The organism is Streptomyces sp. NPDC020681, assembly GCF_044334895.1.
Classification (GTDB): domain Bacteria; phylum Actinomycetota; class Actinomycetes; order Streptomycetales; family Streptomycetaceae; genus Streptomyces.
This window is the reverse complement of record NZ_JBIRTX010000013.1, coordinates 209,740-227,928: the sequence shown is the minus strand read 5'-3', so window position 1 is coordinate 227,928 and position 18,189 is coordinate 209,740. Positions and strand designations below refer to the sequence as shown.

General features: G+C 70.4%; 12 protein-coding genes. 8 read left to right on the top strand and 4 right to left on the bottom strand.

Going from position 1 to position 18,189, the window contains the following annotated elements:
• Positions 1 to 37 precede the first annotated feature (37 nt).
• Positions 38 to 631 carry a hypothetical protein gene (locus ACH4YL_RS27960; protein ID WP_398510207.1) on the bottom strand — a complete coding sequence of 198 codons (594 nt, stop codon included), beginning with the start codon at positions 629 to 631 and terminating at the stop codon, positions 38 to 40.
• On the opposite strand from ACH4YL_RS27960, the gene ACH4YL_RS27955 reads away from it, so the two are divergent.
• From ACH4YL_RS27955 to ACH4YL_RS27945, 3 genes are all read left to right on the top strand, one after another.
• Positions 621 to 830 (top strand): hypothetical protein, encoded by a 210-nt coding sequence (locus ACH4YL_RS27955; protein ID WP_398510206.1) that lies wholly within the window; start codon positions 621 to 623, stop codon positions 828 to 830. The two genes, ACH4YL_RS27960 and ACH4YL_RS27955, sit on opposite strands and share 11 nt — an antisense overlap.
• 547 nt (positions 831 to 1,377) lie before the next feature.
• Positions 1,378 to 3,522: a DUF1996 domain-containing protein gene (locus tag ACH4YL_RS27950; RefSeq protein WP_398510205.1), complete on the top strand. Its 2,145-nt coding sequence runs from the start codon at positions 1,378 to 1,380 to the stop codon at positions 3,520 to 3,522.
• Between the two features lie 105 nt (positions 3,523 to 3,627).
• Positions 3,628 to 4,719 carry a WD40 repeat domain-containing protein gene (locus ACH4YL_RS27945; protein WP_398510204.1) on the top strand — a complete coding sequence of 364 codons (1,092 nt, stop codon included), beginning with the start codon at positions 3,628 to 3,630 and terminating at the stop codon, positions 4,717 to 4,719.
• A gap of 32 nt (positions 4,720 to 4,751) precedes the next feature.
• Here ACH4YL_RS27945 and ACH4YL_RS27940 read toward each other — a convergent pair whose 3' ends face one another.
• From ACH4YL_RS27940 to ACH4YL_RS27930, 3 genes are all read right to left on the bottom strand, one after another.
• Positions 4,752 to 5,408 carry a maleylpyruvate isomerase N-terminal domain-containing protein gene (locus tag ACH4YL_RS27940; protein ID WP_398510203.1) on the bottom strand — a complete coding sequence of 219 codons (657 nt, stop codon included), beginning with the start codon at positions 5,406 to 5,408 and terminating at the stop codon, positions 4,752 to 4,754.
• A gap of 137 nt (positions 5,409 to 5,545) precedes the next feature.
• Positions 5,546 to 5,986, bottom strand: a complete 441-nt coding sequence (locus tag ACH4YL_RS27935) for an OsmC family protein (protein ID WP_398510202.1) — start codon at positions 5,984 to 5,986, stop codon at positions 5,546 to 5,548.
• A gap of 263 nt (positions 5,987 to 6,249) precedes the next feature.
• Positions 6,250 to 9,648, bottom strand: coding sequence for a hypothetical protein (locus ACH4YL_RS27930; RefSeq protein ID WP_398510201.1), 3,399 nt, complete (start codon positions 9,646 to 9,648; stop codon positions 6,250 to 6,252).
• Between the two features lie 137 nt (positions 9,649 to 9,785).
• Here ACH4YL_RS27930 and ACH4YL_RS27925 point away from each other — a divergent pair, with 137 nt between their 5' ends.
• The 5 genes from ACH4YL_RS27925 (at position 9,786) to ACH4YL_RS27905 (ending at position 18,176) form a co-directional block, all read left to right on the top strand.
• The gene (locus ACH4YL_RS27925) at positions 9,786 to 10,211 is read left to right on the top strand and encodes a hypothetical protein (protein ID WP_398510200.1); all 426 of its coding nucleotides are present in this window, start codon (positions 9,786 to 9,788) and stop codon (positions 10,209 to 10,211) included.
• A gap of 80 nt (positions 10,212 to 10,291) precedes the next feature.
• Positions 10,292 to 10,774 (top strand): DUF6924 domain-containing protein, encoded by a 483-nt coding sequence (locus tag ACH4YL_RS27920; protein WP_398510199.1) that lies wholly within the window; start codon positions 10,292 to 10,294, stop codon positions 10,772 to 10,774.
• Positions 10,775 to 10,931: 157 nt separating this feature from the next.
• Positions 10,932 to 11,801 (top strand): GyrI-like domain-containing protein, encoded by an 870-nt coding sequence (locus ACH4YL_RS27915; RefSeq protein ID WP_398510198.1) that lies wholly within the window; start codon positions 10,932 to 10,934, stop codon positions 11,799 to 11,801.
• 210 nt (positions 11,802 to 12,011) lie between these two features.
• Complete coding sequence (locus ACH4YL_RS27910; RefSeq protein WP_398510197.1) at positions 12,012 to 13,733, top strand: ricin-type beta-trefoil lectin domain protein; 1,722 nt, start codon at positions 12,012 to 12,014, stop codon at positions 13,731 to 13,733.
• 432 nt (positions 13,734 to 14,165) lie between these two features.
• Complete coding sequence (locus ACH4YL_RS27905; RefSeq protein WP_398510235.1) at positions 14,166 to 18,176, top strand: molybdopterin-dependent oxidoreductase; 4,011 nt, start codon at positions 14,166 to 14,168, stop codon at positions 18,174 to 18,176.
• Positions 18,177 to 18,189 lie beyond the last annotated feature (13 nt).

The following is an 18,189-nucleotide window of genomic DNA, read 5'->3' as shown; positions in this document are numbered from 1 at the left end:
GTGCGGGAGGGCCGGGCGGGCTCATGCCTGTGGCCGGTCAGGTCCGATGGCCGCTCCACTTGGGTCCGACGAGGGCCCATTCCTGTTCCCACTCGGCCATGCGGTGCCGGTCGGCTGTCCAGCGGACGGTCAGCCGCACGATGAGGACGATGGCGGCGGTTACTGCTGCGGCTCCGGAGCCGATGGCGAAGGCGGCCAGCCAGATGTCGGCGTCCGGCTTCGGCGACGCGGTCACCCGGCCCTGGGAGTCCAGCCAGATGTCCGTACGGTCTCCTCGCTCCATGCCCGCGTCCACCAGTGCGACGCCGGTGCGGTAGCCGGTTCCGGCGGTGGGCCAGCGGACCGGGACCCGGTGCTTTTCGACGCCTCCGCCTTCGTCCGCCGACGGGATCGCTTTCGGCGCGTCCTTCGTGAGTTCGGCGCGTACGCGATGCTTCGACGCCGCCTCCTGGACGGCCGCCGCCTTGTTGGAGGCGTACGCCGACCAGCCGGCGGCGAGGCCTGCTGCCGGTGCGCCGAGGATGAGGCAGATCCCGAGGACGAGCGTGGTCCAGGCCCTGACGGCATCCGACCTGCGGCGCAGCGGGTTGGCCCGCCGTTGCCGTCGCTGTCCTCGTCGTGTGGTGCTCATCGGCTCAGCGCCGTTCTGCTTCGGCCGCCTGACCGGCTGCGATGCCTGTGGCCCAGGCGGCGATACGGTCGAAGTCGCGGAAGTCTCCTCTGCGTCCTTCCTCCAGAATCGCGCGGGGAACGCTTCCCCGCGCTCTGGCCATGACCCGGCCGCCGAAAGTGACGTGTCCTCGGCGTTCACCGGCTGGCTCGGCGCGTGAAGCGCCTGGCACCGGAGAGATGTCGCGTTCCGCCGTCGATCTACCGAGCGGTCGGCGGTTGAACAGCCACGCCGCCCCACGTGAAGCACGTCGCCGAGCAGGACGAGGCCGTACGGGCGGGCATCGCTGGCATCGCTGACATCGGCTCCCGACCGCACTCAGGGCCTGGCTGCACCGCTTCTCCGGCCGCGGCAGACGGCCTGCGCCCGGCGAGCAACGTGGAGCCTGCCAGGGCCGCCGGTCAGTGAAGCGGCCACTGCTCGTTTGCCGCCCGCCCGTCCCGGAACCGCTGCCCTGCCGCGACCGAACTCAACAACCTGGACCGTCTGTTCACGCTTCTGCGCCGCGGTCTCATGATGGTCCAGGGCGGTCGGGGATCGTCCTCTCCGCCGCCGACCGCTCCGGGCTGTCTTCTGACGCCTCCTCACCCGCCCATGACGGAGAGTTTCGGTGAATTTCTGAGTGCGTTGAACACACCAGGGGCCACTTCCGTATGTAACACGGCGCAGCCCCCACTGCCGATCGGCAACGACGCACAGGAGTTCCCGTGACACGTACCTCACGAAGACGCTCGAGGACCGGCGGCAGAGCATTCGCTGCCGCGATCGCGCTGATGCTGGGCGGAGGTGGACTGATCGCGGTCAACTCCTATGCCGCCGCAGGGGAGGGATGGGGGCAGTCCGACGGCCGCAACGAGCAGACGCAGACCCTTGGTGCCGGACCTTCCACCATCAAGTGCCCCGAGGTCGCGAACGGGCTCCCCGAGGTGCCGGAGGCGGCGCGGCCGGAGGTCGACCGCGAACTGGCCACGCTGGACAGCCAGATCACCGAGGCGTACGAGCAGTTCGTCGACCAGAAGGAACAGATCGAGCGGGACCCGGAGTTCGCACAGAAGGCCGTCCTCGAACCGCTGAAGGCCAAGCGCACGGCGAGCATCGACCGGATCGCCACAGCCATCGGCCGTGTGGCCGGTCAGCGCCCGCAGGGACTGGAGGCGATGGCCCCCTGCACCCTGCAGGTGGATGACGCCGACGGCGGTGACGGCAACGGCCAGGACCAGGACCAGGACCAGGAACAGGACCAGGGCCAGGACCAGGGCGACGGGCAGAACAACGGCGACGGTGGCCAGAACAACGGCGACGGCAACGGCGACCAGGGCAGCGGCGGTCAGGCCGGCAACGGGCCCGAGGCGTCCGACTTCGTCGACATCGCATCCGTCCAGCCGAATGTGCGAAACCCCCGTGAACTCGGCGACGCCTCGCGCGGCACTTTCGCCACGGACTGCGGCCGCAACGAGAACGGCAAGTTCAACCCGGACAACGTGATCGTCGCTCCCGGTGTGAGCAACGGCGCGCACCACATGCACGACTACGTGGGCAATCAGGCGAACGACGCGTTCGCGAGTGACGACGATCTCGCCGGCGGTGCCACCACCTGCCGTGACCAGGGCGACAGGTCGACGTACTACTGGCCGGTCCTGCGACTGCAGAACGGACAGGACGAGAAGGACGCCGGGGCCGACGGCGGCGGCAAGGACAAGAACGTCGGAAAGATCCTGACTCCGGCCCAGGTCACACTCAACTTCGTCGGAAGTCCGGTCTCCAAGGTCACGGCGATGCCGCGATTCCTGCGGATCATCACCGGTGACGCCAAGGCTTTCGTCAATGGCAACGCGAACGCCAACGCGTCCTGGAGCTGCACCGGATTCGAGGACCGTCAGCTGAAGGACAAGTACCCGCTCTGCCCGCAGGGCAGCAAGGTGGTCCGGTCGTTCAAGTTCCAGAGCTGCTGGGACGGCCAGAACACCGACAGTGCCAATCACCGCACCCATGTCGCCTTCGCGGACGAGAACGGTGGCTGCCAGAACGGCTTCCGGGCCATTCCGCAGCTGGTGCAGCGCATCGTCTACGACGTTCCGCCTCCGGTCTTCGACGGGGACAACCGGTCCGCGTTCGCGGTGGACTCGTTCCCGGAGCAGTTGCACAAGCCGGTCACCGACCACGGTGACTTCATCAACGTCTTCGACGACAGCCTCATGCGGGAGTTGGTGGACTGCATCAACGAAGGCCGCGAGTGCGGGCCCGACGGTCCTGCGGAACCAGCTGAACCCAGCGAACCGGCTGAGCCCAGCGAACCCGCGAAGCCCAGTGAACCCGCCGACCCGGCCGACCCCGTTGAGCCCGGGAACCCCGCGGATCCCGGCGATCCCGCTGAGCCCGGCGAGACCGAGGCCCCTGGGAACCCCGGGCAGCCCGCCGAGCCCAGTGATCCCGTAGAGCCCGGCAAACCGGCGGATCCCTCGGCCGACGGTGGCGATGGTGGCACAACCGGCGGGCAGGCCCAGCCGGACGCCCCGGGTGACGGGCAGGAGCCGGGCGGCTCGACCGGCTCGGATGGCACAACTGGCGGTCAGGCCCAGCCGGACGCGCCGGACAACGCTCAGCAGCCCGGGGTACTCACCGGGTCGGCCAAGGCCACTCCCGGTACGCAGGCCACACCGCAGACCGGTGAGAACACCCCGGCGCCCGGCGTCGGCAGTGAGGCCCAGGCCGGCAGCCAACCGCAGGGCAGCGGCGGCGGACTCGCCGCCACCGGCGCTCAGCTGTGGCCTTCCGCGGCCGGAGCCGTGCTGGTGATCGTGGGCATCGTGCTCCTGCGCACGCGCAACCGACGTGGGCCCGCCGGGCATTGATGTAGCCGGCCGTGCCTTGGCCCTGGCCGGACCCGCAGTTCGCGGGTCCGGCCAGGGTTGTTCTCGTTACGGTCTGGTGGAGCGGGTGTTCAACTGGCTGAGCTCGTGAATCGTCAGCTCCATCATCAGCCGACGCACTGCCATGGCCTGCTGATCGCGTTGTCAGAGCCGGCGCTTACCCTTTCCCGCATGTCCGACGCGCGGCTGCTGCTGAGCAGCGAAATACCGTCCATGACCGCGATCACCGATCTCGCGGTGGTCGATGCAGGCAGTGGCCCGCTGGTGATCTGCGCCGACTCCAATGGGCATGCGTGGACCTGGGATCCGCTGCAGGATGTATGGCAGAAACGGCCGTTGGCTTACGCCTTCGCCGAGGATCCGCTCGCCGCCCAGTATCCCGACGCCGAGAACGAGATCGACACGGTGGCCGCGGCCGTCTCCAACGGGCGCGTTGTGCTGGCGGCTGGTGATGACGAGCAGGCACCTGCTCTTTGGGATCTGGAGAGCGGCAAGCTGCTCCGTGGGACGACCTATGAGGAGCCGTACACCGGGGCGATCGCCGCCGTACGGGGCGAGGGGGCACCGCGGTTCGTGACGGGCTCGCAGTACGTTGGCCGACTCCAGGTGTGGGAAGCCTCGGGCCAAACTCCCCCAGAGGAGCTGCCCAACGACCAGTACGACATCACGAGCCTCGCCACGGCATCGATCGACGGCCGTTCGCTGGTCGCGGTCGGCGGTGACTGCATCGATGTTTGGGACCTGACGCGGAACGAGCAGCTGGCATCGTTCTCCCCCTATGACGGCGCCGTCCAGGCTGTCTCTCTGGCCCGGCTCACCGACCGCCGCCCGATCGTGGCGGCGGCCGCCGAGCCGGGGGAGCTGTACGTATGGGAGTTGTCGGAGGACGAGGATGATGAGGATGATGAGCCGATCCACGACCCGATCACCGGCCACGAGGACCGTATCCTCGCCATGGACACCGCCACAGTGGGTGATCGGCTCCTCGCAGTGACCGCGGCCGAGGACGAAAGCGTCCGGATCTGGGACCTGGCGGGAGCCGCGATCGGTGTCCCGCTGATCGGCCATCAGGGCAGTGTCGAGGCCGTGCTCGCCACCAGCCTCCGTGGCCGGCAAGTCGCCCTCAGCGCAGGCCGGGACGGCAGGATACGTGTCTGGGATCTTGCCGCCCTGCTGTGATGAGCACCTACGCTCGTCGTTCAGCTGGACAATCAGCCGAGGACGAACGGGAGTTTCGCGGCCAGCTCGCCAAGTTCGGCCTTTTCCTTGTCGGTCGGGGCGCGGCGTCCGGTGCCGACCAGCAGCGCGTCCTTGTCGGAGAACGACGCGGGGAACGCGCTCCCGGCGATCTTCTCCAGCATTGCGCGGGACCGGGCGAGCCCCTCCGCGGGCGGTTCCGCCGAGTCCGGGAGGTGCGCGACCAGGTCGAGGTGGTGCAGCGTCCACTCCAGGACGTACGCGCAGAGGTAATCGCCCGCGGTGAGGACCTCGTCGCGGGTGCCGACCCGCAGGTCAGGATCGGCGAGTTCGGCGGCGCGGCCGGCGGCGGAGCCGACGTCGTCGAAGTGGAACTTGAGCAGCCAAGGCTCCTCGTAAGCGGCGGCCAGCCGGACGATCAGCGCGTCGAGCGGGTCGTCGCCGGTCGGCGGCGTTTCGGCGACGTCCCAATAGGTCACCGCGTCGCGGGTCGGTTGCGTTTCGGCTGGGGTCACGAGCGTGATCAGGACGTCCTGAGCATCGATGACCAGATGGCACACCAGGTCCCGCACAAGCCAGCCGGTACAGCCGGACGGCTGCGCGAAGGCCTCGTCCGGGAGTTCGGCGACGGCCGTGCGCAACGCCGTCCAGGAACTTGAGAAGAGATCCACATCGGCAACGTAGTGCGGTGCCGCGAAGGCGGACAAACGCGTTTGGCCGACAGGGTCGCCCCGAGATGTTGGGCTCGGGACACTGCCTCGCGGCCGCCGAGGTGCTCGTGGCGAGGGCCCTCCCCGACCGGCAGGCGTCAGGCGCCCGAGACCGTCGCGGTGACGGGCGTGCCGATCTCGACCGTGCGGCTGACGGTGCAGAGCCGGTCGTGGGAAGTCTTGACCGCCCGGGGGAGGATCGCGCGGGCGCGGTCGCCGGATTCGCCGTCCGGGAAGGCGACGGAGAAGGTGACCGCGAGGTCGGTCATCCGGTTGCCGAGCTCGTCACTGATCTTGTTGCCGGTCACGGTGACGGTGAACCCGGCGGGCTCCACGTGGCGGGTGGTGGCCACATCGACGTCGGCTGCGGTGCAGCCCGCGATGGCGGCGAGCAACAGCTCGACCGGGGTGAAGTCGGTGCCGCCGCCGGCGTCGGAACTGGTGCCGAAGTTGATCGTGCCGCCACGAGCGTTCGTCGCGGTGAAGTGGCCCGTGCCGGTCCGCTCGATGGTGACGGAGCGCAGGGTGTTTTCGGTCATGCCGACGACACTAGTCGTGAGGGGTGTTGGGCGTCGTGGATGTCCTGCGATGTCGTTCGCCGGTGTCGAGGGCTGTCCGGAGCCGAGCCGTACGGGCCGATGTGGGTGTCTGGCGGCAGCGGCCAGCGCCGTGATCGGCTCTCCGGACTTGCGCAACTAGCCGCCGGGTCAGGGCCGTGCGCGGTTCGGCTTCGCGGATCCATCGTCAGGCGGCCCACGGCGAGCGGTCGGAGCGGTCGATCGGCCGACCGACCGACCGACCGCTATTCCGCCTCCGTCACGGTGTGGTGTGCCTCGTGGCGTACGTCGGGGTGCGGGTGCCTGCGCAGCAGGCGCAGCAACGACCGCCACTCCTCCGGCCAGCCGAGGCTGTTGCCCGTCCCGGTCACCAGCCCGGCCGCGAGCAGCCCGGTGGCCGCGCCGCCGTCCCGGGCCAGCCGGTCGGTCACGGCCAGCAGTGTCCCGGGGTGCTGCGGCAGTGCGCGGTGGGCCCAGGAGGTCCGCAGTCGGGCGGCGGTCTGCACCGCGACGGTCACTCCGGCGTTCTCCAGGGCGTCTGCAAGGTCCCGCAGACGTGCGAGGAGCACGGCCCGCTCGGCGTTGCGGTCGACCAGTCGGCGCAGTAGGTCGGCGCGTTCGGCCGCCAGCAGTGGTTCCGTTGCCAGCTGCGAGGCGAGCGCCTCGAGCATCTCCGGTTGCTCGCCCTGGTCGGAGCTTGGTGACACCAGGGTCCGCAACCGCTGGAGCGCGGGCAGGTCGCGGTCCTCCAGCGCGTCGCAGCAGCCCTCGGGTTCGTGCATGGCGGCCAGGAGTTCGGCCACGGCGCAGTGGTACACACTGCCCTGGGCCGCACCGCCTGCGGGGTGGGGGAGCTCGGAGGCGGCCAGGTCGCGCAGCACCCATGCCGCGTACGCCCAGTGAGTGCGGCTGCCGAGATCGCAGACCGTACGGGAGAGCCGGCCGGCCAGCGCGGGGGCGTAACGGGACCACACACCCACGGCCCGCAGTGAGCCGTAGCTCGCGAAGCCGTCGAGCGATGCCAGGCACGCGTCGTACGCCGCGCCGACCACGGTGGCGTACCGGCGGCGATGCGCATCGGCCAGTTCCCAGGGCGTGACTGCCAGGAGAGCCTCGAGCACGGGCGAGGCGTCGTCGCGTGCGGCCTCCTCGAGGAGGCGCCAAGCGTCGGGGACGCCGAGCAGCGGCGGCAGCGCGCGGACGACGGCGGAGCGCACGTCCGGGTGGCGGTCGGGGGCGTGGAAGGCACGGGTCAGCAGGGCCGCCGCCTGCTGCGGGGGCAGGAAGCGGGCCGCGAGCCGTACGGCCTCCTTGCGGGAGGTCACCTTCGCGGCCTGCTCCCCGGTCAGCAACGCGCCGAGCGACAGGGCGAGTTCGGACGGGGCGGTGAAGCGTGCGGCGCGTGCCGCCGCGTACACGGCGACCCGCGCCCGGTCGCTGCCGGCCTGCTCCAGCAGCACGGGCAGGGCGTCCTGAGGACGGTCGGTCCAGGGCAGCGCGCCGAGCGCCGCCTCGGCGACGACCACGTTTACGTCGTCCTTGTGCTTCATCGCCAGGGCACGTCCCAGCTCCGGGACCGGTGCGGCGGCCCTGATCGCGGCGGCCCGGTCGTCGAGCGGAAGGGAGGCGTCAGCGGCGGCGTGCCCGGCGAGCCGTGCCGCCGCCCGTTGTTGGCGCGGCAGCCAGCGGTCGCTGTCGCCGAGGTCCGGCAGCGGGCGCCGGGCGCCGCTCACCAGGAAGCGGCCGTACGGCGGGGTGTCGTCGAGCAGCGCGTCCAGCAGATCCGTGCGCCGCCGGGCCAGCACGCGCCGTACGGGCGCCAGGACGACCGCCGACGGTTCGAGCGCGACGATGTGGGCCGCCCTTTCGTCGCGGGTGGCCGGTGCAGCCAGCCACAGTTCCGCAGCCGCCTCGAACGTCTCGTCGTCGCCGCGCTCTACGGCAGTGGCCAGCATGTCCTGAAGTTCCGGCATCAGCCGGGCACGCGGCCCCAACGCGTGGGCCAGGCCCAGCAGCAGCCGGAAGTCGGCCCGTCCTGCCGCGGCCTCGAGCCATGGGCGCAAGGCCTCGAACACCTGGTGCTCCTGGCCACGGCGCAGGACACGGTGCAGCGGGCCGAAGGCGGGTACGCCGACGCGGCCCGCGATCCGCTCCAGAGTGCGCAGCGCCCACGGCCGCAGGGCCGTTTCGCCGTCCGTGGCGTGCTCGACCAGCACGCGCTCGGCGAGCGTGCGTACCGCCGCCCGGCTCTCGTCCGAACAGTCCCGTGCCTCCAGGGCGTCGACGGCGATCCGGTCCAGCAGCGCGGCGTCATCAGAGGTGAACAGCCGCGGGTGCACTTCGGCGAGCGCGCCGAGCGCCGCGGCGCGCACCGGGTCCTGCTCGTTGCGCAGGCGCCCCATCGCGGTCAGCAGTTCGGTGACCACCTCACGGCCGCCGTCCCGGCCGGCGCACGCCACCAGCAGCGGCCAGGCGGCGGCCCGGTCGTCGGCGTCGGGCCGGCCGGCCGCGGCGAGCAGCGCGGTACGCGCCTCGCCGAACGGCCCGTGCGCGAGCGTGTCCAAGTCGTCCCAGAGGCACCAGGCTTCGCCGGTGAACTCTGCCGCCGCGCGCCGCACTTCCGCCCAGCGTCGTTCGCGGGGCAGCAGATCGAGCACGCTCAGCGCCGGCTCCCCGCTCCCGCGCGTCCCGTCGGCGGTGACCGCGTCGAGGAACGCCGGACGCCCGGCGGGTGCCATGGCTTTGAGCAGCGCGGCGAAGTGGCCGCCGCGGTGCAGCCAGTGGCGGCCCAGCGCGGGAAGCGACACCGGCGCGGCCCGTACCAGCCTGCGCAGGACTCCCGGCGGCGGTATCGGCTCGTAGCGCTGCTCGTGGCGGTCGGGGGAGGTGATCCAGCGGACCACACGGTCGGCGTCGGCGGTGACCAGTGCGCCAAGTCCGCTGTTCAGCGAGGCCGGCAGGCTGTGGGGCCCGTACTGCTCCAGGAGTGTCAGTACCCGCTCGGGGCGCAGCGGGGCGAGCGCTGCGACCGTCGTGGCGTGCAGGCGCCACCAGTCCTCCCGCTGCTGTCCGCCGGCACGGTCGGCCAGCGCGGCTTCGGCGTGGTCGAGCACCGGGTCGGGATGCCGGCGTGCCAACCGGGTCCAGCCGTCGACGGCGTGCGCGAGCCCTGGCAGTTGCTCCGACACGAAGGACGCGGAGCAGGCCGGCAGCAGCCGCGCGGCCTCGGCGTCGCCCCACTCCGCGCGCAACCGCACCACCAGCCGCTCGGCGAGCGCGGTACGGCCACCGGAGGTCAACAGGCGTGCCAGCCGGTGCCGCAGGACCTCCGGTGCGTCGTCGTACGCCGCCTCCACCGCGGCATCCGGCACGGGCAGGACACGTGTGGCGCGCTGGGCATACCCGGCGACAACCGGATCGGAGTCGGCCAGCCTCCCGGCGAGGAAGTCGGCATCCCGTCCTACGGACGCGGCCAGCGCCGCAAGCCGCCGCTCGTACGGCCCCCGCGCGTCCAAGTCGGTGAGCAGCGCCCTGAGTTGCCCGTCGTCCGCCAGCCGGCGGGCGGTTTTCGCGGTGAGGGAGAGGCGGGCGGGGAACGGCAGCGGTTCAAGTGCGGAGAGCAGGTGCTCCGCGGCGGTCGGCATGCGCCGATTGTGCCCGGTGTGATCCGTTCGTGCGATCGATTATGCGAGCAGGCCTCTGTGTGAGCCGTGGCCGCTGGGCCGGGTCGCATTGATGAGGTTACGGTCGCCGGGGAGGTGGGCATGTGTCCTGGCCGTCTGTGATCATCCTTGCCCCGGCGGAGCAAGGCCCGTCGCTTGAGGCGCGGATCCGTTCCTTCGGTCTCGTGCCGGAGCCGGTGACGGGTGGCGAACGCCTGTACTGGCAGGGGTATTCGTACTTCTTCGATCTGTCGGGCGGGATTCTGGCCGACTTCGAGCCTGAGGAACTGGAGCAGATCACGGCCCAAATCGGGAAACCGTACGGTGCCTACGTCTCATGCGAGTCGATGGACGCGGCCCGAGCCTTCCTGGGGCAGGTTCTACGCGGTTTCGACGGGCTCCTCGATACCAATCACTTCGAGGTTCTTGCGGCCTGCGAGTTTCTTGATCTGCTCGCCCGTCACCCACGATGGGATTGGCGCCGCACGCCAAGCGCCGACCTTCAGCAGGACGGCTTCATGCAAGGCGGGAGGCGTCACCGGTGAAGGTCAGGGCGGCGAGCGAAGGCCCTGTCGGTGGCTCGTGAGACAGTCGGACCCTTGCCGGGCACTGGGGGAGGAGTTGCATGAACGCGCTGCCTGAGATTGTCGGGCGTGATGAATTTGACGCCCTGGTCATCAGGACCGACTACGGCGACGAGGCCGCATGGCAGGCAGTGGTGGTGGACCTGGCTCAGCCGTGGGGAGACGACGGCGAGTTTGAAGCCGCCGTTCACGTCATCGACGATCCTGCCTGGGCCGGACTCAAGCCCGATGAGGTCCTCAACGAGGTGAGGCGGGACGAGAATCTGAGCGTGGTGTTCCTCGCCGACCGCATCACCATGCAGTCTGCGCATCGCGCGCTGCTCGCGCTCGACATCACCGAGGACGAAGACCTCGACCCGGTGTACTACAAGGAGCTCACCGACTCCCCGCCGCCTCGCGAGTTCCGGACCCTTCCGGCTGGCGTCCACGACGTGCACGCAAATCTGGCGATTGCCAACATGGACTTCGCTGAGTTCGCCGAGGCGGCCTTCGCCGATCCCGACCGCATCTACCGGTCCTTCTGAATCTGCCGCGGGCGTACTCGCCAAGTGCCCAGTTCGGTGCGGGCGATTGCTGCGGTCCAGGAGCCATTGTCGTACCCGACCGGAACGGGCACAGGATGTCGGGTCCGGCAGGGTGGGTCCTTCCTAACGTGAGGGAGCGAAAGGGAAGGAGGCCGGGGTGCTGGAGCGGCTGAACCAGGCCATGGAGCACATCGAGCGCCACCTCGATCAGCCGATCGAGGTGGCCGACCTGGCGCGGATCGCGATGACGTCGGAGTACCACTTGCGGCGGCTGTTCTCCGCGCTGGCGGGGATTCCGGTGTCGGAGTACATCCGGCGCAGGCGGCTGACGGTCGCGGGTGCCGAGGTGCTGGCCGGCGAGCGGACGCTGCTGGAGGTCGCGGTGCGCTACGGCTACAGCTCGGGGGAGGCGTTCGCGCGTGCGTTCCGCGCGATGCACGGCGTCGGTCCCGGCGAGGTCAGGCGGGTCGGTGCGAGTCTGCAGTCCCAGCCACGGATGTCCTTCCGCCTCATCGTCGAAGGGAGCAGCAGCATGCGGTACAGGGTCGTGGAGAAGGAGGAGTTCCGTGTGGTCGGCAGGAAGGCGCGCGTCCCTCTCGTGCACGAGGGGGTCAACCCGGACATCGCCGCGTTCATCCGGAGCATCGGCCAGGAGACGCTGCAGCGCATCCAGAGTCTGTCCGATCAGGAGCCGGAGGGAATCGTCTCGGTGAGTGACAATCTGGACGACAGTCGCGCCGAGGGAACCGAACTCGACTACTACCACGGTGTGGTGACCCGGGCGCCGGTGCCCGAGGACATGGACGCGCTCACCGTCCCGGCCGGGACGTGGGCCGTTTTCGAGAGCTCCGGGCTGTTTCCGCAGGCGCTCCAGTACCTGTGGCGGGACGTGTTCACGCAGTGGTTCCCGTCCAACCCGTACCGGAGCCGGCCAGGGCCCGAGATCCTGCGGACCCGGCTGTCGCAGGACGCGGCGCAGGCCGACGCGGAGCTGTGGATCCCCGTGGAGCGGACTGCGGGCGGATAGGGAGGATGCAATGCGCACACCCCCGCGGCATTCAGGAGCCGCGGGGGTGGCATCCGCGGGGGTGGCATCCGGGACGACTTACCCGCGGAAACACCTTTCCCTGCGCATCCGGCTGCATCACTATGGGCTCTTGTTTCCTGCTGGTAACAACCGGCGTGTTCCGTCTGGGCGTGCGGGTCGGTCACGCCGCAGTGCACGAGGAGTCAAAGGGTGCGACAGCTCCGCCAGGCCGGTCCGGATCCCGCGGACGAACAAGCGCTCTACGCCGCCCTGTCGGACGCGAGGCTCATCGAACGCATCCGCTCCGGTGCCCCCGCCGCCCGTCCGGCCGTCCAGGAACTCAAACGCCGCCACCTGCCCGCCGTCCTGAGCTACGCCCGGCTCTGCGCACGCGATCGGGCCGCCGGCCATCAACTGGCCGTCCAGGCCTTCGGCCTCGCCGCCCAGGAGGCCTGCCGGGGGATCGAGCCCCGTGGCAACTGGCGCCACCATGTGCTGAGGCTTGTTCAGCGGGCCGGTGCCGGCTGGGCCCTCGGCAGCCGTCGCGATCGGCTCTCACCCGGCTTCGCCGCATGGGCCGACGAGGCGGCCGACGTCACGGCCGCGGACATTGTGCCGGGCCTGGCCGAGGCCCCCGGCCTGCGCTCCGAAGCCGCCTCCGCCATGCTCACCGGCTTCTATCGGCTGCCCGGGCTGACGCGTGGCATGCTCTGGTACGCGGTGGTGGACCAAGAGCGGGACGCCACGGTCGCCACCTTCCTCAGTGTCCGGCCCGAACACGTTCCTGAGCTGCGGAGCAAGGCGCAGGACGCCCTCCGCGAGGCGTATCTCCGGGCCCATTTGGAACGCGGCTCGGATCCCAGATGCCTGGGATTCCGCCGCATCATCGAGGCGGCGGCCCGGCCGGGGGACCGGCGGCGCAGCGAAGACCTGACGCTCCACCTCACCCAATGCCCCAGCTGCACCTGGCTGATGGCCCAGCTGACGCGGATGGCCGAGGATCCACGGACCGTGTTCGCCGAGGGTCTGCTCGGATGGGGCGGAGCGGCCTACGCCGCCCAGGGTCCCGCGGGCGGTTTCCTCGACGCCGTACCGGCGCAGCCGGACCGGTCCCCGGCCACGGCCGGCATGCCGGTGTTCACTGCCTTCCCGCAGCCGGCGTACACCGACGTGACAGCGCGCAGCGGTGCGATGAGTGCGATGGGTGCAAGGGGCGCGAGACGGCCGTCGCGGAATCTCGTCCTCATCGCCGTGGTGGCCGCGGGCGCCGTTGCCGCCGGCACGTTGCTGGCCACCGCCTCCGAGGACACGGCCCCGGTCCGCGACCGCGCCCAGACGCCCCTTCCTCAGCAGGCCTGGCCCACCGACGCTCTGCCCGCCCCTGCCGTTCCGTCGCCGAGTCCCACGGCGGAGGCGTCGAAGAAGCCCTCGCCAAGCCCCACCGCTTCGCGCGTCCCCAAGCCCTCGGTGGCCGCCCCGGCCAAGAGCGTCCCGCGTCCGCCGGCGCCGATTGCACCCGGAGCCGGCTACACCCAGGTGGTCAACGTGGCGTCGGGGCTGTGCCTGGACATCGTCAACGGCGTGATGGCGAACCGTACGGACGTAGTCACCGCCACCTGCAGCGGCGCCGAAACCCAGCGCTGGTCTCTGGACTCCATCGGCCTCCTGCACAGCAGCGCCGACCCCGCCTACTGCCTCGACTCACGCGGCGCGACCGACCGCGGTGCCGGCATCTGGTCCTGCGCCTCGGTCAACGGCAAGAACGGCCTGAACCTGCTCTTCACCGTCGACGGCGCAGGAACGATTCATCCCCGGATCGCACCGGACTTCGCCCTTGAGCCCCTGGCAGGCTCCCAAGGCAGCCTGCTCGGCTTCGCGCCGTCCGGCGGGGACAGTGACCAGCGCTGGAACGTCGGCCCATCCCCGTCCTGATTGGTGCGCGCACGGACGCCGCTGCGGCACGGGGGACCGTTGCGCAGCAGCCCCGGCGCCGTGGCGGTCGCACAGGGGCCTCGGCCGGTACATGTTGCATGGCTACGACACTCATCGCCTCTTCGCCCATCCCTGTCTGCCCGATCCGCAGATGCATCCTGTATGGCGCGCATACGCGGCACATGCGAGAGAGTGCCGTGGTTTCACCTGGTTCATGCGTGACTCCGCTCGATCTCACACTGCTCGTCCAGCAGGTGTGTGACGCGCGTTACCGCCCATGATCGGCCGTGGTCACACCGACGTAATGGGCATTTCGTACCGTCGGGGGCACGATCCGATCCACAGAGAGGCCACCCGGTGACCACACAGGAGTCGCGGACCGGCAGCGCCCAGGTTCGGACGGTCTGCTCGTACTGCGGTGTGGGCTGCGGCATGGTTCTCGACATCGCGTCCGGCCCCGACGGCCGCCGCAAGGTCGTCAAGGCATCGGGCGACAAGACGCACCCCGCCAACTTCGGCCGGCTGTGCACCAAGGGCGCGACAACGGCCGACATGCTCGCCGCCCCCGGCCGGCTGACCACCGCACTGATGCGTCCCGAGCGCGGGACGGAGTCCATACCCGCCGGTGTGGACGAGGCGATCACCGGCACGGCACGGCGGCTGCGGGCCATCATCGACGAGCACGGGCCCGATGCCTTCGCGTTCTACGTGTCCGGGCAGATGAGCCTGGAGGCGCAGTACCTGGCGAACAAGCTGGCCAAGGGTTTCATAGGCACCAACCAGATCGAGTCCAACTCCCGGCTGTGCATGGCGAGCGCGGGCACCGGTTACAAGCTCTCCCTCGGCGCCGACGGTCCTCCCGGCTCCTACCAGGACTTCGACTACGCGGATGTCTTCTTCGTCATCGGCTCCAACATGGCGGACTGCCATCCGATCCTGTTCCTGCGGCTCATGGAGCGGGTGAAGGCGGGCGCGAAGCTGATCGTCGTCGACCCGCGGCGCAGCGCCACCGCCGACAAGGCGGACCTCTTCCTCCAGATCAAGCCGGGAACCGACCTGGCTCTGCTCAACGGACTGCTGCACCTGCTCGCGGAGAACGGCGACACGGACGCCGGTTTCATCGCGGAGCGCACCGAGGGCTGGGAGGCGATGCCGGAGTTTCTCGCTGACTATCCGCCGGCCACGGTCGCCGAGATCACCGGGATCCCGGAGGCGGACATCCGCCGGGCGGCGGAGTGGATCGGCGCAGCCGGGGAGTGGATGAGCTGCTGGACCATGGGGCTCAACCAGTCCACTCACGGCACGTGGAACACCAACGCGCTGATCAACCTGCATCTGGCCACCGGTGCGATCTGCCGTCCGGGCAGCGGCCCGTTCTCGCTCACCGGCCAGCCCAATGCCATGGGCGGGCGGGAGATGGGTTACATGGGGCCGGGTCTGCCCGGGCAGCGGTCGGTGCTGGTGGACGAGGACCGCGCCTTCGTGGAGGGGTTGTGGGGCCTCGAGCCCGGCACCGTACGCAAGGACGGATCGGGCAAGGGCACCGTCGAGATGTTCCGGCGGATGGCGGACGGCGAGATCAAGGCCTGCTGGATCGTGTGCACCAACCCGGTCGCCTCGGTCGCCAACCGTAAGACCGTCATCGAGGGCCTGGAAACGGCCGAACTCGTCATCACGCAGGACGTGTTCGCCGACACCGAGACCAACGCGTATGCCGACGTCGTGCTCCCCGGCGCCCTGTGGACCGAGACCGAGGGCGTGCTGATCAACAGCGAACGCAACCTCACCCTCGCCCAGCCTGCCGTCGACCCGCCGGGAGAGGCACTCGCGGACTGGCGGATCATCGCGCGCATCGCGTGCGAGATGGGATACGCCCATGCCTTCTCCTACGCCGGCGCCGAGGAGATCTTCGAGGAGATCAAGCGCGCCGCGAACCCGAAGACCGGCTACGACCTCCGGGGCGTGACCTACGAACGGCTGCGCGCCACGCCCGTTCAATGGCCCGCCGCGACCACCGATGGCCCGGACCGCAACGCGATCCGCTACCTGGGCGACGACGGCGGTCCGGTGTTCCCGACGGCGAGCGGACGGGCAGCCTTCTTCGCCCGCCCGCACATTCCGGCCGCGGAGATGCCCGACGACGACTTCCCGTTCGTTCTCAACACCGGACGGCTCCAGCACCAGTGGCACACCCTCACCAAGACCGGAAAGGTCGCCAAGCTCAACAAGCTCAACCCGGCGCCGTTTGTCGAACTGCATCCGGAGGATGCCCGGCGGCTGGGGATCGGGGAGGGCGACTCGGTGGAGGTCGCGTCCCGGCGCGGCCGAGCCGTGCTGCCGGCCGTCGTGACGGACCGGGTGCGGCCGGGCTGCTGCTTCGCGCCGTTCCACTGGAACGACCTGTTCGGGGAGTACTTGAGTATCAACGCGGTGACCAGCGACGCCGTGGACCCCGTCTCCTTCCAGCCCGAGTTCAAGATGTGCGCGGTGACACTGGCGAAGGTCGCCACTCCAGTAGCCATTACTCAGGCGCCCGTTGCCGTCCCTGCCGAGGAGCCGGCCGCGATCGTGCCGACCGCCGTCCAGCCAGGCGCGGCCACGGTCTTCGGGCTGGAGAGCACACCGCCGCCCGTGCTCGCCGAGCATGAACGCCAGTACCTGGTCGGCTTCCTGGCCGGGCTGGAATCCGGTGCGCCCGGTGTTCCGGTGCTGCCGGCCGGTGCGCCGTTCCGCGAGGAACACGCGCGGTGGGTGAACGGTGTGCTCGCCGGCATGTACTCGCGTGCCCCGCAAACCGCAGAGGAACCGGCGGTACAAGCAACTACCCAGGGCCGTGAGGTGGTGGTGCTCTGGGCCTCGCAGACCGGCAACGCCGAGGAGTTCGCAGTGGCCGCCGCCGACCGGCTCACCGCAACCGGCCACCGTGCCGCGCTTGTCGGCATGGACGACGCGGATCCCAGGTCCCTCCCGCCGGCCGCCGACCTGCTGTTGATCACCAGCACCTTCGGTGACGGCGACGCACCCGACAACGGATCCGGGTTCTGGGACGCCCTGACCGCCGCCGACAGCCCGCGCATGGACGGCAGGCGGTACGCGGTCCTGGCCTTCGGGGACTCCTCGTACGACGACTTCTGCGGCCATGGACGTCGCCTGGACCAGCGTCTGGACGAGCTGGGGGCCGTACGCCTGGCCCCGCGCACCGACTGCGAACCGGACTACCAGCCTTTTGCCCACGCATGGCTCGACCACGTCCTCAGCAACCTCACCGCACCACCGACGACCGGCTCGGCCCCCGCTCCGACAACCGCACCTGTCCGCAGCGCCAAGCCGGCCCCCGTCGCCGCCCGGCTCACCGGCAACCGGCTCCTCAGCCTCCCCGGCGCGGGCAAGGAGGTCCGCCGGTTCACCTTCGACAGCAGCGACAGCGAGACTCCGCTCGCCTACGAGGCAGGTGACGCTCTCGGCGTGCACCCCGTCAACTGCCCCGATCTCGTGGCCGAATGGCTGGCCGTCACCGGTCTCGACCCCGCCGCCGCTGTCGACGTCACAGGAATCGGCCGGATTCCCCTGGCCGACGCCCTGCACCGGCAACTGGACATCACCAAGCTCACCCCGGCCCTGCTGGGTTTCGTCACCGAGCGCACCGGCGATCGCGACCTGAAGAAGTTGCTGCGACCCGACAACAAGGGCGAGCTCGCCCGGTGGTCCTGGGGCCGTCAGGCCGTCGACGTCATCACCGAGCACCCCGTGCGAGCCACACCGCAGGAGTGGGCGGGCGTCCTCAAGCGCCTGCAGCCACGCCGGTACTCGATATCGTCCAGCCCTCTCACCGACCCCCACCAGGTGTCGCTGACGGTCTCCGTCGTCCGGTACGAGAACCTCAACGGCCGTCTCCGCAAGGGCGTGTGCTCGCCGTTCCTCGCCGATGCCACGGACGACGCCACGGTGCCGGTCTTCGTCCAGCGCTCCCCGCACTTCCGGGCTCCGGCGGCCCCCGCCACACCGATGGTGATGGTCGGGCCCGGGACCGGAGTGGCTCCCTTCATCGGCTTCCTCGAGGAACGCCGTGCCCGTGGCCACCGAGCCCCCAGCTGGCTCTTCTTCGGCGAACAGCACCGTGCCACCGACTTCTACTACGAGGACGAGCTGACCTCCTTCCTCGCCGACGGCACCCTCACCCGCCTCGACACCGCCTTCTCGCGCGACCAGCGCGCCAAGATCTACGTCCAGGACCGGATGCGCGAACACGGTCCGCAGCTCTGGTCATGGCTCCAGGACGGCGCACACTTCTACGTCTGCGGCGATGCCGAGCGGATGGCCAAGGACGTCGACCAGGCTCTGCGCGACATCGCCGTCACACACGGAGGGTTCGACCAGGACGCAGCGGCTCTGTACGTCAAGCAGCTCGCCGCCGACAAGCGGTACGTCCGCGACGTCTACTGATCCGCGTCGGTCG